Annotated in this window: 10 protein-coding genes and 1 pseudogene; 5 read left to right on the forward strand and 6 right to left on the reverse strand. The window is 55.6% G+C overall.

Features of this window, described 5'->3' with window-relative positions; translation table 11 throughout:
* Window positions 1-2 precede the first annotated feature (2 nt).
* Entirely contained in the window at window positions 3-1,373 is a 1,371-nt protein-coding gene (xseA, locus tag OQV00_RS06525; protein ID WP_044349492.1) for an exodeoxyribonuclease VII large subunit, read from the reverse strand.
* A 158-nt stretch (window positions 1,374-1,531) separates the two neighbouring features.
* On the opposite strand from xseA, the gene guaB reads away from it, so the two are divergent.
* A complete protein-coding gene (gene guaB / locus OQV00_RS06530; RefSeq protein ID WP_004866245.1) occupies window positions 1,532-2,998 on the forward strand; it encodes an IMP dehydrogenase in 1,467 nt (488 codons plus the stop codon).
* A 65-nt stretch (window positions 2,999-3,063) separates the two neighbouring features.
* Window positions 3,064-4,641 (forward strand): glutamine-hydrolyzing GMP synthase, encoded by a 1,578-nt coding sequence (gene guaA, locus OQV00_RS06535; protein WP_048024172.1) that lies wholly within the window; start codon window positions 3,064-3,066, stop codon window positions 4,639-4,641.
* Between the two features lie 64 nt (window positions 4,642-4,705).
* On the opposite strand, the gene OQV00_RS06540 is transcribed toward guaA, so the two are convergent.
* On the reverse strand, window positions 4,706-5,698 hold the full coding sequence (locus tag OQV00_RS06540) for a nitrilase family protein (RefSeq protein WP_075808328.1): 993 nt from the start codon (window positions 5,696-5,698) through the stop codon (window positions 4,706-4,708).
* A gap of 94 nt (window positions 5,699-5,792) precedes the next feature.
* Here OQV00_RS06540 and OQV00_RS06545 point away from each other — a divergent pair, with 94 nt between their 5' ends.
* A complete protein-coding gene (locus OQV00_RS06545; protein ID WP_266280042.1) occupies window positions 5,793-6,677 on the forward strand; it encodes a LysR family transcriptional regulator in 885 nt (294 codons plus the stop codon).
* A gap of 26 nt (window positions 6,678-6,703) precedes the next feature.
* Here OQV00_RS06545 and OQV00_RS06550 read toward each other — a convergent pair whose 3' ends face one another.
* On the reverse strand, window positions 6,704-7,906 hold the full coding sequence (locus OQV00_RS06550; protein WP_075808326.1) for an MFS transporter: 1,203 nt from the start codon (window positions 7,904-7,906) through the stop codon (window positions 6,704-6,706).
* Between the two features lie 72 nt (window positions 7,907-7,978).
* Between OQV00_RS06550 and OQV00_RS06555 the strand changes: the two are divergent.
* A pseudogene (locus OQV00_RS06555) lies at window positions 7,979-8,898 on the forward strand (LysR family transcriptional regulator).
* Window positions 8,899-8,940: 42 nt separating this feature from the next.
* Here the strand turns inward: OQV00_RS06555 and OQV00_RS06560 are convergent.
* Window positions 8,941-9,132, reverse strand: a complete 192-nt coding sequence (locus OQV00_RS06560) for a YfgG family protein (protein WP_015583719.1) — start codon at window positions 9,130-9,132, stop codon at window positions 8,941-8,943.
* A 352-nt stretch (window positions 9,133-9,484) separates the two neighbouring features.
* Here OQV00_RS06560 and OQV00_RS06565 point away from each other — a divergent pair, with 352 nt between their 5' ends.
* A complete protein-coding gene (locus tag OQV00_RS06565) occupies window positions 9,485-11,722 on the forward strand; it encodes a sensor domain-containing phosphodiesterase (protein ID WP_048024164.1) in 2,238 nt (745 codons plus the stop codon).
* 42 nt (window positions 11,723-11,764) lie between these two features.
* Here OQV00_RS06565 and ppx read toward each other — a convergent pair whose 3' ends face one another.
* Both ppx and ppk1 read right to left on the reverse strand, forming a co-directional pair.
* Window positions 11,765-13,303, reverse strand: a complete 1,539-nt coding sequence (gene ppx, locus OQV00_RS06570) for an exopolyphosphatase (protein WP_015583721.1) — start codon at window positions 13,301-13,303, stop codon at window positions 11,765-11,767.
* A 3-nt stretch (window positions 13,304-13,306) separates the two neighbouring features.
* A complete protein-coding gene (gene ppk1, locus OQV00_RS06575; RefSeq protein WP_004866208.1) occupies window positions 13,307-15,367 on the reverse strand; it encodes a polyphosphate kinase 1 in 2,061 nt (686 codons plus the stop codon).
* Window positions 15,368-15,469: the final 102 nt, after the last annotated feature.

A 15,469-nucleotide genomic window follows, 5' to 3' on the forward strand; every position in this document is an offset into this window, starting at 1 on the left:
TGTTACTTTTTCTTCGCCCGGGTTTTCTTCACGGGCGTAATCGTTTTGACTTCGCTTGCGACCCAGCCGTCATTTAAACGAGTGGTCAGCATATCGCCTGCCTTCACCTGTTTGGTTTGCTTCAGCACTTTGCCGTCGCTGGCTGAGGTGACGCTATAGCCGCGGGCCAGCGTTGCCAGCGGACTCACCGCCTCCAGATGGGTCACCGCGTTGCCGAAGCGCTCGCGGCGCTCGCTTAAACGCGAACGGATGCTCTCGGCGAGGCGGTATTCGAGTTGCTGAATGCGCGACTGATGACGGTGGATGCGCGGCTGCGGGTTTTGCATGTTCAGACGCTGAATGACGCGTTGTTGACGCTGATCGGCGCGTTTCATCTGCGTCTCAAGCGCAAGGCGCATTCGCTCCCGTAGCCTTTCCAGCGCCGTTTGCTGGCGCACTAATCGTAGCTGCGGATGCTGTTGCTGAAGACGATGGAACAGCTGGGTAAAACGACGGTGACGGTTGGCGATAAAATAGTCCATCGCCATTTCCAGACGCTGCTGTCCGGATTGCAGCTGGCGCAGCAGCTCCTGCTGATTGCGGCTGACAATCTCTGCGGCCGCTGAAGGGGTTGGCGCCCGCAGGTCGGAGACAAAATCGGCGATGGTGACGTCGGTTTCATGGCCGACGGCGCTGACGACCGGGATGCGGCTGGCAAAAATCGCCCGCGCTACCCGCTCATCGTTGAAGCTCCATAAATCTTCCAGAGAACCGCCGCCGCGGCCAACGATCAGCACATCGCACTCTTCGCGAAGGTTGGCTAATTCTATGGCGCGAACGATTTGCCCTGGCGCATCGTCGCCCTGAACCGACGTGGGGTAGATAACGACCGGCAGCGACGGATCGCGTCTTTTCAGCACGTGCAGAATATCGTGTAGCGCCGCGCCGCTTTTCGAGGTGATGACGCCCACGCAGCGCGCAGGGGAGGGGAGTGCTTGCTTATACTGCCGATCGAAAAGACCTTCCGCCGCCAGCAGCGCTTTTAGCTGTTCATACTTTTGCTGTAACAGCCCTTCGCCGGCAGGCTGCATACTCTCAACGATAATCTGATAGTCGCCGCGCGGCTCATACAGGGTGATATTGGCACGCACCAGTACCTGCTGGCCGTGCTGCGGGCGAAAAGTGACCCGACGGTTGCTGTTGCGGAACATCGCGCAGCGCACCTGGGCGTTATCGTCTTTTAAGGTGAAGTACCAGTGGCCGGAAGAGGGCTGGCTGAAGTTGGAGATCTCGCCGCTGATCCAGACCTGACCCATTTCCTGTTCCAGCAGCAGGCGAACCGTCTGGTTTAGGCGGCTGACCGTGAAAATTGCAGGGGATTGAGATGGTAACATGTGAGCAAGATCAAATTTTAAATCAGCAGGTTATTCAGTCGATAGTAACCTGCTGATGGACGATCGCAAGTATTATTTTCAAAAAAGGGTAGATGCAATCGGTTACGCTCTGTATAATGCCACGGCAATATTTATCCACCCTGGTCGAGATATTGCCCATGCTACGTATCGCTAAAGAAGCTCTGACGTTTGACGACGTCCTCCTCGTTCCCGCTCATTCTACCGTTCTGCCGAATACTGCCGATCTCAGCACCCAGCTGACGAAAACCATTCGTCTGAATATTCCTATGCTCTCCGCAGCCATGGATACCGTAACAGAAGCGCGCCTGGCAATTGCCCTGGCACAGGAAGGCGGCATCGGCTTTATTCACAAAAACATGTCCATCGAGCGTCAGGCGGAAGAAGTTCGCCGCGTGAAGAAACATGAGTCCGGCGTGGTTTCCGATCCGCAGACCGTACTGCCTACAACCACCCTGCGTGAAGTAAAAGTGCTGACCGAGCGTAACGGCTTTGCCGGTTATCCGGTAGTGACCGAAGACAACGAACTGGTCGGTATCATCACCGGTCGCGACGTTCGCTTCGTGACCGACCTGAACCAGCCCGTCAGCGTTTACATGACGCCGAAAGAGCGTCTGGTTACCGTGCGTGAAGGCGAAAGCCGCGAAGTCGTGTTTGCCAAAATGCACGAAAAACGCGTTGAAAAAGCGCTGGTTGTTGATGCTGGCTTCCATCTGCGCGGCATGATTACCGTTAAAGATTTCCAGAAAGCGGAACGTAAGCCGAATGCGTGTAAAGATGAGCATGGTCGTCTGCGCGTCGGTGCAGCGGTTGGCGCAGGCGCGGGCAACGAAGAGCGCGTAGATGCGTTGGTTGCTGCAGGCGTTGATGTTCTGCTGATCGACTCCTCCCACGGCCATTCTGAAGGCGTTCTGCAGCGCATTCGTGAAACCCGTGCTAAATATCCTGACCTGCAAATCATCGGCGGTAACGTGGCTACCGGCGCCGGCGCGCGTGCCCTGGCTGAAGCGGGCGTGAGCGCGGTGAAAGTAGGTATCGGCCCTGGTTCTATCTGTACTACCCGTATCGTCACCGGCGTTGGTGTCCCGCAGATTACCGCCGTCTCAGACGCGGTAGAAGCGCTGGAAGGTACCGGCATTCCGGTTATCGCCGATGGCGGTATCCGTTTCTCCGGCGATATCGCCAAAGCAATCGCTGCTGGCGCTGCTGCCGTGATGGTCGGCTCCATGCTGGCGGGCACCGAAGAGTCCCCGGGTGAAATCGAGCTCTACCAGGGGCGTTCTTACAAATCTTATCGCGGGATGGGTTCTCTGGGTGCGATGTCCAAAGGCTCCTCTGACCGTTACTTCCAGAGCGACAACGCCGCGGACAAACTGGTGCCGGAAGGTATCGAAGGCCGCGTTGCTTATAAAGGTCGCCTGAAAGAGATCATTCACCAGCAGATGGGTGGCCTGCGCTCCTGTATGGGGCTGACCGGTTGTGGTACCATCGACACCCTGCGTACTAAAGCGGAATTCGTGCGTATCAGCGGTGCTGGCATCCAGGAAAGTCACGTTCACGACGTGACGATCACCAAGGAATCCCCGAACTACCGCATGGGCTCCTGATTTTCATCGCCCGGTCATGCGCCGGGCGATTTTATTTAATCGCTACTGCTCTGGAATAAACGTCAATGACGGATAACATTCATAAACATCGCATTCTAATCCTGGACTTCGGTTCTCAGTACACCCAGTTGGTTGCGCGTCGCGTACGTGAATTAGGGGTGTATTGCGAGCTGTGGGCCTGGGACGTAACGGAAGCTCAGATTCGTGAGTTCAATCCTAGCGGCATCATTCTTTCCGGCGGCCCGGAAAGCACCACTGAACATAACAGCCCGCGCGCGCCGCAGTATGTTTTCGACGCCGGTGTACCGGTGTTTGGCGTTTGCTACGGTATGCAGACCATGGCAATGCAGCTGGGCGGCCACGTAGAAGGCTCTAATGAGCGCGAGTTCGGCTATGCGCAGGTTGAAGTTGTTACCGATAGCGCGCTGGTGCGCGGTATCGAAGACTCCCTGACCGCTGAAGGTAAACCGCTGCTCGACGTCTGGATGAGCCACGGCGACAAAGTCACCGCGATCCCGTCTGACTTCGTAACCGTTGCCAGCACTGAAAGCTGCCCGTTTGCCATTATGGCGAACGAAGAAAAACGCTTCTATGGCGTGCAGTTCCATCCGGAAGTGACCCACACCCGTCAGGGTATGCGTATGCTGGAGCGCTTTGTGCGTGACATCTGCCAGTGTGAAGCTCTGTGGACGCCGGCAAAAATCATCGACGATGCCGTTGAGCGTATCCGCCAGCAGGTTGGCGATGACAAAGTGATCCTCGGCCTCTCCGGCGGCGTGGACTCCTCCGTGACCGCCATGCTGCTGCACCGCGCTATCGGTAAAAACCTGACCTGCGTCTTCGTGGACAATGGTCTGCTGCGTCTGAACGAAGCCCAGCAGGTTATGGACATGTTCGGTGACCACTTCGGTCTGAACATCGTTCACGTGGAAGGCGAGAAGCGCTTCCTGGACGCGCTGAAAGGCGAGAACGATCCGGAAGCCAAACGTAAAATCATCGGCCGCGTGTTCGTCGAAGTGTTCGACGAAGAAGCGCTGAAGCTGGAAGATGTTAAATGGCTGGCGCAGGGAACCATCTACCCGGATGTCATCGAATCCGCAGCGTCTGCAACCGGTAAAGCACACGTCATCAAATCTCACCACAACGTGGGCGGCCTGCCGAAAGAGATGAAAATGGGGCTGGTTGAACCGCTGCGTGAGCTGTTCAAAGACGAAGTGCGTAAGATTGGTCTGGAGCTGGGCCTGCCGTACGACATGCTGTACCGTCATCCGTTCCCGGGGCCGGGTCTCGGCGTTCGCGTACTGGGCGAAGTGAAGAAAGAGTACTGCGATCTGCTGCGTCGTGCGGATGCTATCTTCATCGAAGAGCTGCATAAAGCTGACCTGTACAACAAAGTGAGCCAGGCGTTCACCGTGTTCCTGCCGGTCCGCTCTGTCGGCGTAATGGGCGATGGCCGTAAGTACGACTGGGTCGTTTCCCTGCGTGCGGTCGAAACCATCGACTTTATGACCGCCCACTGGGCGCACCTGCCATATGACTTCCTTGGCCGCGTTTCCAACCGCATTATCAACGAAGTGAACGGCATTTCCCGCGTCGTCTATGACATCAGCGGCAAGCCGCCGGCAACCATCGAGTGGGAATAACTCCCCGGCGTGGTTAAACGAAGCCCTCTGTTTTATCAGGGGGCTTTTCTTTTTGACCGCCGGATTAATGCTGAGTGTTATCGCTGAACTGCGGCACTTCCGTTGAGAAACGCGCGCTGCGGGCATCGCGTTCATAACCCTGATTCTGGCTCAGAATCGCATAGAGCTCGGGGCGTCTGCCGTGAATCCAGCGTCGGCCTGTGGACATGGCCAGCAGGTTTAAATCCAGCGTGGTGCAGACCAGGGTGTCTTCAAACGCATCGGTCTCGGCAATAATGCGGCCATAGGGATCGATAATCATCGCATTTCCGGTACGCACCTCCCCGTTGTCCAGCCCGACGCCATTGCTGAATAAGATAAACATCCCATTATCATGCGCTCTTGAGGGCAGCCAGCGGAGCAACCATTCCCGACCGTTACGGCCCTGAAATGCGGCTTTCAGCGCGTCAGGATCCTGATACCGGTTCTGCCAAAGGGCAACGGGAACGGGCTTCATCCCGAACGGGCTGCGGGAGTTCGTGCCGCCGGTTTGATGGGGGGCCAGCAGAATATCCGCGCCCAGCAGCGCGGTAGCCCGGGCATTTTCCGTCAGGTTATTGTCCCAGCAGATCAGAACGCCAACTTTCACTCCCCACGGCGTATCGAAGACGGTGAAGCTATTCCCCCGGTCTATCGCCGGATGTTCAAAGGCGTGCAGCTTGCGGTGGATATGCCTCTGGCCATCCGGCATACAAACGACGTAGGTGTTATACAGACGATCGTCACTCGCTCTTTCAATCAGCCCTACGCCAATCGCCATCTCATAACTTTGCGCCAGGCGGGCAATTCTCGCCAGGGAAGGACTGTCGTCAATGGTCTCGGCCAGCGAGCTTACCTCCTCGGCGCTGAGATCGATAACGTGCCAGTAGCCGGTAATGCACATTTCGGGAAAGGCCAGAATGCGGGTCCCTTCGCCGGCTGCCTGATGAATAAAGCGTTCCATAATGCCCAGGTTATAGGACTTATCATTAGCGCGGTGGCAGAACTGTACCGTAGCCACCTGGAGTTCGTTGTTCATAGGTCTCTTCTCGTTGCGAAAAACTGAGCTCATTACGCCAGCAGAGACACAGGATGTATAATCACGCTTTCTCCGCGTTTGATAAGGGACTGGAATGGACATCAGATTAATACGGGCGTTCGTCACTCTGGCCCAGCTGCGACGCTACCATGCGGCGGCGGAGAGGCTTTGTTTGACCCAGCCGGCGCTGACGAAACAAATCCAGACCCTGGAACATCTGACGGGCATGACTCTTTTTCAGCGGGGGCGGCAGGGAGCACAGCTGACCGCGGCGGGGGAGGCTATCTATTCTCAGGCCTGCCATTTTGTAGCGCAGCATGACCAGTTTTGTGCCTGGACGGAGCAGGTCCGGCGCGGAAACGTCGGCACGCTGGCGCTGGGGTTCGGCATCTCAACCTTCCAGCTGGCCCCGGCGCAAGTTAAAGCCTTTCGCCAGCAGTTTCCCGATATTGAGGTCTCCCTCAACGATATCTCTTCCCACGAGCAGTATCGAATGTTACTGGAGGGGCAGCTGCATGCCGGGTTCGTGCGGATGCCTGTTCCGGAGGCGCTGGAGGCCCGGGCGCTGATGGAAGAGAGCCTGGTGCTTGCCGTGCCCGCTGGCGCAACGGAGGCGCTCCCGGATATCGCCTCGGTGCTCCGACAGTTCCCGCTGCTGCAAATTAACCCACGGCGCGGCCGGGGGTTAGCAGAGCAAACGGCGCATTTCCTGCAAATCAACCGCCTGTCCGCTGACATCGTGGCGGATGCTGACGATATTCACACCCTGCTGGCGCTGGTTGCCGCCGGAAATGGTGTTGCGCTGCTTCCTGCCGGCGCATGTCATCTTCTGCCGGCAGGCATAAAGCTCGTTACCGTGACGGGGGAGGGCGCGCAATGGCAGGTTGGCCTGGCCTGGAATCCTCAGGCGGCGGACGCCGTCCGCGATCGTTTTATCGCAATGGTCTGTCGGAAAAACGGGGAGATACCTCCTCGCTAAGGGGCGTGCAGGTATCGCCACGAAGCTCAGGAATCAATGGCTGCCGGCATCGTCTCGGGTGGCCGACGGGACTGGCTCCGGGCAATGGCGAGCGCCAGCCCGGCGACCACCAGCGTCAGCGCAGCGGAAAAACCTAAGCTTCCCTGAACCCCGAACTGCTGAGTTAACCAGGCGTAGGCAAACGGGGAGGCGGCAGCCAGTAGCTGGGCGGGGATCAACAGGATACCGGTGCGTCTGGCGTAATCCTCGGCGGCAAAAAGCTCTAGCGGTAGCGTGGCTTTAAATACCGTCGTTAACCCATTGATGGCGCCATAGCCCAGCACAAATCCGCCGGCGGTGCCGAGGAGATAAGGCCCGCTGAGGCCAAGGGCGAAACAGACCGGCATCAGCAACGTGGTCAGCAGCGTAAGTCGAAGTGGCGTGAGCACCGAACCCGAGGCGACCTCCAGAAAGCGGGCGCCGGTCTGGCCAATGCCCCAAAGCATCCCCGCCGCCACCGGCAGACCGTAGTGGGCGATAAATTCCGGCAGGTGGGTGGAGGTTCCATTAGAAACAAATGTCACCAGCGCGATCAGCGCCGCATACAGCAGAGCAACCTGTCTCTGCTGGCGGGAAGCGGGCCGGTGCGCTTCTGGCCGTATCGCCGCGGGTCGCCTGGCGTTCGGCATTCGCCAGAGCAGCAGCGCGCTGAACAGGCCCAGCAGGGCATAAACCAGCAACGCCTCCCGCCAGCTCATCATCGTCAGCAAAAATGCGCCCAGTGGCCAGAACAGAGCGGAAGCCAGGCCGCCAGCCAGCGTCACGCGGGAAATGGTGCGTCTTGCCTGCTGACCGTAAAGATTCACCAGCGCGGCAAACAGCGTATCATACAGCGCCAGACGCATTCCGATACCGGTAAGTAGCCAGGCGCCCAGCCAACCGGAGAGAGTCGGTACGGCCGCCATGATGAAGCATCCTGCGGCGATCGCCAGCGTGCCGCTGACCACAATGTGCTGGCCGCCAAACCGGGCCAGCAGGCGGGCGACAAACGGGGAGATCGACGCCATTATCAACATGGCGATCGTCAGGCCGAGGTAGATTTGCGTCGTTGGCCAGCCGGTGTCCTGCTCGATAGCCCGGGAAAAAGTGCCCGGCATATAAAATGAGATCCCCCAGTTAATCAGCTGATTGCATCCAGCGGCAAGCGTCAGCATGCCGGACGCGGCGCGTCTGTTTTCCATATTTTTCATCGTATCTCAGTCTGTTATGCAGTTGCCGGCAGCATAACCTGCGCGCTATTGTGCAGGCAGACTCGTTGGTTTATGACCCTTATAAGAGAAACTTTGAGATGACGACGCTTAATCTGGGACATCTGGCTACTTTCCGGCTGGTGGTACAGCGGGGGAGCTTCTCGGCTGCTGCGGATGTCCTGGGGCTATCGCAGCCCGCGGTCAGCCTGCAGGTACGTCAGCTGGAACAGTTTCTGCAGACCCGGCTGATTGAGCGGACCGGACGGGGGATTAAAGCGACGGCGGCCGGTATGGCTCTGCTGGCTCACGGTGACAATATTGAACGGGCGGTCAGCGCGGCGGTACTGTCGGTGAGCGAGTTTAATCGCGAAATCAGCGGCGCGATAACGCTCGGAACGGGGGCCACGGCCTGCATACATCTTTTACCGCCGGTCTTACAGCAGCTGCGGCAGGCGCATCCGCTGCTGACGGTAGGCGTGACGACCGGAAATACGCTGGATATCGTGCGCGCCGTGGAGGAGAACCGACTCGATCTCGGACTGGTCACGCTTCCGGCCCACGGGCGCAACCTGGCAATAGATCCGCTGGTGGATGAGGAGTTTGTGTTTATTTTTGCCTGTGGACAGGATGCGCTGCCGCTGGAGCTGACGGCGGAAGTGCTGCAGGCGCTGCCGCTGATTGCCTTTGAGGCCGGGAGCGGAACCCGGGAGCTGATTGATGGCTGGTTTCGTGCCAGCGGGCGGGATATTTCGCCGGTGATGCAGCTGGGCAGCATTGAAGCCATCAAGCGAATGGTGCGTGCCGGACTGGGATACAGCATTGTTCCACGCATGGCGGTGGCGCATCATGACGATCGGCAGGGGTTACGCGTTCAATCGCTGACGCCACTACTCCACCGTCAGTTGGGGGTCGTGATGCGTCAGGATAAAATTCTCAGCAAAGGGATCGGCGAGATGCTGCGCCTGCTGCGAGAGGTGCAGTTTACCGTTTAAAGCAATGTTATGCCGTACTGGCTGGCACCGTAATGTGCTGGCTTATTCCCGCGGCGTGGTATCAACCGGGATCGTCGATTGCTGGGACTCGATCTTGTCCTGATGATGATACCAGGCGCCAATAGAAGAGTAGACAAAGCGTCCAAAGAAGAAGATAAAGCTGATAAGCAGTACGATACGGGTCATGCGACGGTTAAATCGATGTCGTTTACGCATACTGGGTGCCTGACTCACAAAAGGTTCCTTGAGGTATACCCACAACTGGGGCGATAAGGGTATTAAGGCACAGGAATGCAGCAGGGTCAATTGATGGGGATGTAAAAATCCGCCGCTCAAACATTACTTAATGTTATGTAAGATAATTATCACATTCACATCCTTTTTCTTTCATTCGAACAGATGCATAAAAATAAGCTTTATTAATCATAGCTAAAAGATTTATTGATTTATATCAACAGTCCGCGTGTGCTGATAACTAAAATCTCTTGCCTGTTCCGCGTAGGTATTCCTTATGCGGCTAGGATGGTTAGGTTGGATGCCTACCTGAATATACCCAGCGGGAATTTGGGTTATCTGTAGAGCATCAATGAAAATAATTAAACAATACAGACTGTATCGGGATAAATGGTGGGCGCTTCCGCTGATTTTACCCCTGCTTTTACTGCCTCTGGCGCGAGGGGCAAATTCCTATGCCGTGCTGGATGGTAGTGAAGTTTCGCTTTACTATTTACCGCTGGCGCTGGTGCAGAGTCTTATGCTGTTTTTTGATGTGGCAGCGCTGCCCGGTATTATCATCGGTCTGCTGTGCACCGTGGCCCGGGGAATGAATCCGTGGGAGGCGATTGTGGTCGTTTTCCATTTTCTTATCCCGGCGGTTTTGTGCTGGGGCGGCTATCGGATTTTTGTGCCGCGCCGCCAGCATATTTACCACGGTAACGTGAGCCTGATGCCGTATCGCCTGTTCTGGCAGATGCTGCTGCCATCGCTCATTTTTCTCATACTTTCTCAGATTGCCGAGTATCTCGGCATGCATCCGCGGACGACGGGGCTGGTCGGGATCGATCCGCTAAGTTTACGCTCCCTGATTACTTTTCAAGCCTTGATGGTAGGAGGTTTAACCGGCGTTCCGCTGTGCTATTTATTGATTCGTATTCTTCGCAATCCTTTTTATCTGCGTAGTTTTATTTCACAGGCGAAGTTACAGGTTGATCCAAAAATAAAATGTGGTGAATTTGTTTTATGGTCGATAACATTGTTAATGTTATTGGGTTTGTTATTAATACCGCTGAATGGTCAGAGTACGATATTTAGCACAAACTATACATTGTCATTACTCATGCCGGTAATGTTGTGGGGCGCGATGCGCTTTGGCTATCGCTGTATCGCAATGATTTGGACGCCGGTTTTAATCATCATTATTCACTTTCATTATCGCTATTTGCCTTTCTCTCCGGGATATGCCCATCAGCTGGCCATAACCTCTTCGAGCTATCTGGTGTTCTCTTTTATTATTACTTATATGGCCATGCTGGCGACCCGGCAGCGTCTGATTCATGCCAGGGTACGGCGGATGGCTTTTCTCGATCCGGTTGTCCATATGCCCAATTTACGGGCGCTGAGTCGGTCGTTGGACAGCGCAATGTGGTCGGTGCTGTGCTTTTTACGCATTCCTGAGCTGGAGCTGCTGGGGCGCCATTATGGCGTTATGCTGCGCATTCAATATAAACAAAAACTGGCTGAACATCTGGGCGACTTACTCCAGCCGAACGAGGCCGTTCACCATCTGGCCGGACACGATCTGGTGCTCCGTCTGAACAGCGGCGATCATAAGGCGCGCATTGCCGCGCTGGATGAACGTATCCAACGGTTTCGCTTTATCTGGGACGGTATACCTCTGCAGCCCGCGGTAGGGATTAGTTACTGCAGCGTGCGCTCACCGGTGAAGCACCTCTATTTGCTTTTAGGCGAGCTGAATAACATTGCTGATATGTCTCTGACCAGCGGCCAGCCAGAAAATATGCAGCGTCGCGGGGCTATACATATTCAGCACGGCTTACGGGATAAAGTGGTGATGATGAACCAGATCCAGCAGGCGCTGGAGCAGAACCATTTTTGTCTGATGGCGCAGCCGATCGTCGGTATTCGCGGTGACAACTATTATGAAGTTCTGCTGCGTATGGCGGGAGATGACGGGGAACTCATTTACCCGGATGATTTCCTCCCGGTGGCGCATGAGTTTGGCCTGTCATCCCGTATTGACCTGTGGGTACTGGAGAATACGCTCGCCTTTATGAACCAGCAGCGGACAATTTTACCCGGTTTGCGGCTGGCGGTGAATCTTTCGCCGGTCTCCGTCAGCCGGAGCCAGTTTCCCGGCGAAGTGGAGCGGCTGCTGGCGCAGTATCATGTTGAACCGTGGCAGTTATTATTTGAGTTAACGGAAAACCACTCGCTCAGCAACCCTGAGCAGGCACGGCAAACGCTGGCGCATTTGCAGGCGCTGGGATGTCGGGTGGCGATCGATGACTTTGGTACCGGCTACGCCAGCTACGCGCGCCTGAAAACGCTGAACGTTGATCTGCTGAAGATTGACGGTAGCTTTATTCGTAATTTGCACTCCAGCAGTCTTGATTACCAGGTCGTGGCATCGATTTGCCATCTGGCGCGGATGAAGAATATGCAGGTGGTGGCGGAGTGTGTGGAAACGCCGGAGATTCGACAGGCGGCGCTGTCATTGGGGATTGATTATCTGCAGGGGTACGAGATTGGCCAGCCGGTTCCACTGGCGTCTCTGGTGACGGCGGTAACGGCTGAAGCGAGCTGATGGGGAAGAAGCGGGCCGGGTGAGAGCAACCCGGCCTCGGGACTAGTTTTTGCTTTCCGGCTCTTCTTCGGCGATTTTCAACAGCCAGTCAGGCACGCCTTCCCAGTACTGCTGCTCTTTTTCCAGATCGAGCAGCACCAGCCCATTCTGGCTGAACCAGTCATGCGGGAAGATCAGCGTCCAGTGATTGGCTTCGGTCTTCAGCCTGAGCGTGGGCGGTGTGGTGGTCGCCTGACGCTGGTTATTCAGCAAAATACCCAGGCGTAAAAGCTGAATGAGCGGCAGGAACTGCTTTTTCTTAAACAGCGTAAAGCGGGGCAAATCATCCAGTTTGATCGCTTTACGGTGATAGCGAACCAGCGTCGCCATCAGCATCTGCTGCTCCTGATTGAAGCCCGGCAAATCGCTGTTTTGCAGAATATAAGCCGAGTGGCGGTGCATTCCGCTGTGGTTAATATTCAGCCCCACTTCGTGCAGCATTACCGCCCATTTCAGCAACGCCGACAGATTCGGGTTGTCCAGTTTGGGGTTCTGTTCCTGCCACTGTTCGAATATATGGGTGGTCGTTTCCAGTACCCGACGCGCCTGCTCACGGTCAATGTTGTACTGGTTTGCCAGACTTTGCGCGGTGCGGCTGCGGATATCCTGATGGCGAAAACGTCCCTCCATCTCATACAGCACGCCTTCACGCAGCGCGCCATCGGACAAGCGCAGCTCTTTGATCGCCAGCGCATCGAAAACGCCGCAGAGGATAGCCAGCCCAGGAGCAAACACCGCTTTGCGTTCTTCCGACAGACCCGGCAGGCTGAGCGCGTCAAAGTTTTTATACTTCAACACTTCATCCACCAGCATTTCAAGGCGTTCCGGGGTGATAAAACCATCTTTCTCACCCATGGCGACCAGCACTTCCTGCGCAGCTTTAATGGTGCCGGATGCGCCCAGCGCCACATTCCAGCCCTGGATGCGGAACTGCCACGCCAGCGTTTCCAGCTTCTGCACCGCCGACAGACGCGCGCGCTGGAAATTCTCTTTGTTGATGGTGCCGCCGGGGAAATAGATCTGCGAGAAGCTGACGCAGCCCATACGACGGCTCTCAACCAGACGCGGTTCGAAATCCTCGCCAATCACCAGCTCCGTCGAACCACCGCCGATATCAATGACCAGCTTACGGCCACGTTCCGGCTGCGTATGTTCGACGCCCATAAAGATCAGGCGCGCTTCTTCGTTACCGGAGATTATCTCTATCGGATAGGGAATCACCTTTTCCGCGCGCTTGAGAAATTCCGCGGCGTTGGCGGCCTGACGTAAGGTGTGTGTCCCGACGATGCAGACGCTGGAGGGAGAAAAACCCTGCAGGCGTTCGGCAAACAGCGACAGGCAATTAAGCCCACGGGCGATCGCCTCTTCGCTGAGCACGGAGTTTTCATCCAGTCCATCGGCCAGGTGAACCCGCTGTTTCAGGCGACCGATGATCTGCATGGCTCCGTCGACGACGCGGGCGATCACCATATGAAAACTGTTTGAACCAAGGTCGACCGCAGCGAACTCCTGCGGACGAGGGGTTTTTTCGTTTATTGGCATAGGTTAGTCGGGTTGTTCGAGTGATTTGAGATAATCGTAAATCGCCAGCTGTGCGCGCACTTTACGGCGATTGCCGCGCGGCACATAGCGATTACTCAGTTCTTTATCAAGATAGCGTGCTTTGACCGTATCGTTGAATAAGAGATCAAAAATATCCAGTACGCGCTGCTTCAACCGCGGATCCAGCAGCGGCGCGGCGACCTCAATACGGTAATCAATATTGCGCGTCATCCAGTCAGCAGAGGAGAGCCAAACCTGTTTGTCGCCGCCGTTTTCGAAAACATAGACGCGGTCGTGCTCAAGGAAACGATCGACGATACTGGTGACGCGAATATTTTCGCTGATCCCTTCCAGCCCAGGAATCAAAGAGCACATGCCGCGAATCAACAGGTTAACGGGAACCCCGGAGCTTGACGCGGCATAAAGTCGATCCACCAGTCCTTTATCAACCAGGTTATTCAGCTTCAGCGTGATGCCAGAAGGCTGACCGTTCTGGGCGTTGGCGATTTCTCTGTCGATCATTTCATACAGCAGGCGGCGCGAGTTCTGCGGCGAAACCAGCAGGTAATCGAAGCTCACCGGGCGATATGGATTTTCGATAAAGTTAAAGACGCGGCGCACTTCATTGGTGATACGTGCATCTGCCGTCAGCAACGAATAGTCGGTGTACAGACGGGCGGTTTTTTCGTTGAAGTTGCCGGTCCCGATATGCGCGTAGCGGACGACTTCCTCTCCCTCTTTACGCGAGATCAGGAATAGCTTGGCGTGAATTTTCAGCCCTGGCGCAGAGAAGATAACGTGGACGCCGGCTTCGGTCAGACGCTTCGCCCAATGGATATTGGCTTCTTCGTCGAAACGCGCCTGAAGCTCCACCACCACGGTGACTTTTTTGCCGTTATGGGCTGCGTGGATCATCGAATCGATGATCCGTGAGTCTTTGGCAACGCGATAAATGTTGATTTTGATTGCCAGCACGCTCGGATCGAATGAGGCCTGGCGCAGCAGCTCCAGCACGTGCTCAAAGGTATGATACGGGTAGTACAGCAGCACGTCGCGTTCGCGAATGGCGTCAAACCCGTTGCGGAACTTATCAAACCAGGTGTGGCGCAGGCGCGGCAGCGGCTTGTTGACCAGATTGGCCTTACCGACGTTCGGGAAGCCGATAAAGTCTTTAAAATTATGATAGCGCCCGCCTGGCAGCATTGAATCGTAGCGTGAAATGGAGAACATCTCGCGCAGCATTTCCACCATGGTGTCCGGCATATCGCGCTGATAAACAAAACGCACCGGTTCCGCCGTCAGACGCTGCTTCAGACTCGAAGACATCAGCTCCATCAGGCTCGACTCCATCTCGTGCACCAGATCGTACTCGGCGTCGCGGGTCATTTTCATCGAGTAGGCGTTCAGCGCATCGTAGTCAAAGAAGCCTTTAAAGATATCATCCAGGCAGTAACGCAGGATGTTATCAAGCAGGATCATTGGTTTGCGGCGACGCGGTGCTTCCGGCGGCAGATTGACAAACCGCGGGACTTTATCTGACGGAATCTCCAGCAGGGCGTAATTGATGGTTTCCCCGCGGATGATTTCGACCGCCAGATAGGTGTAATCATCTTTCAGGAACTGGATCAGATCCGTTTCTGGGTTAATCAGGATCGGGGTGATGTGCTGACGCAGGTACTGTTTAAAATAGTTGCGTAGCCAGGACTGCTGATTCACCGAAAGCTGGCGTTCATTGATCAAAAAGATCTGGTTACGCGCCATCTCCAGCAGCAGCTCATTATACAGGCTGTCAAATTCCTGGTCGGCCTTCAGAACGCGGGCCTGAATTTTGCCTAACAAATGGCGAGAATGGGCGGTACTCCCTTGTTCTTCGCTAATTATGATACGGCGCTTAAGTTCAGCGAAGCGCACTTTATAAAATTCATCGAGGTTGTTGGAGTAGATGCCCAAAAAGCGCATGCGCTCAATCAGTGGATTGCTTTTATCCGCCGCTTCCTGAAGTACGCGTTCGTTAAAGGACAACCAGCTGAGTTCTTTCTCGATATATAGCTTTTCCTGGCCCATTACAACTCACACTCCGGTTGATTGATGTTGCTTTTTCATTATGGCGAGCTTTGCCATTGAATGTCCAACTATGTCAAAGAAGTATGACAGTTTTCTTTCAAT

The organism is Klebsiella sp. DY2415, from assembly GCF_026314315.1.
In the GTDB taxonomy this organism is placed as follows: Bacteria; Pseudomonadota; Gammaproteobacteria; order Enterobacterales; family Enterobacteriaceae; genus Klebsiella; species Klebsiella ornithinolytica.

What these genes read in the sequence shown, in the direction of transcription:
- OQV00_RS06550 (WP_075808326.1), bottom strand. Translation starts at nt 7,906, where the DNA reads ATGAAAAATATGGAAAACAGACGCGCCGCGTCCGGCATGCTGACGCTT.
- xseA (WP_044349492.1), bottom strand. Translation starts at nt 1,373, where the DNA reads ATGTTACCATCTCAATCCCCTGCAATTTTCACGGTCAGCCGCCTAAAC.
- OQV00_RS06565 (WP_048024164.1), top strand. Translation starts at nt 9,485, where the DNA reads ATGAAAATAATTAAACAATACAGACTGTATCGGGATAAATGGTGGGCG.
- guaA (WP_048024172.1), top strand. Translation starts at nt 3,064, where the DNA reads ATGACGGATAACATTCATAAACATCGCATTCTAATCCTGGACTTCGGT.
- ppk1 (WP_004866208.1), bottom strand. Translation starts at nt 15,367, where the DNA reads ATGGGCCAGGAAAAGCTATATATCGAGAAAGAACTCAGCTGGTTGTCC.
- OQV00_RS06540 (WP_075808328.1), bottom strand. Translation starts at nt 5,698, where the DNA reads ATGAACAACGAACTCCAGGTGGCTACGGTACAGTTCTGCCACCGCGCT.
- ppx (WP_015583721.1), bottom strand. Translation starts at nt 13,303, where the DNA reads ATGCCAATAAACGAAAAAACCCCTCGTCCGCAGGAGTTCGCTGCGGTC.
- guaB (WP_004866245.1), top strand. Translation starts at nt 1,532, where the DNA reads ATGCTACGTATCGCTAAAGAAGCTCTGACGTTTGACGACGTCCTCCTC.
- OQV00_RS06545 (WP_266280042.1), top strand. Translation starts at nt 5,793, where the DNA reads ATGGACATCAGATTAATACGGGCGTTCGTCACTCTGGCCCAGCTGCGA.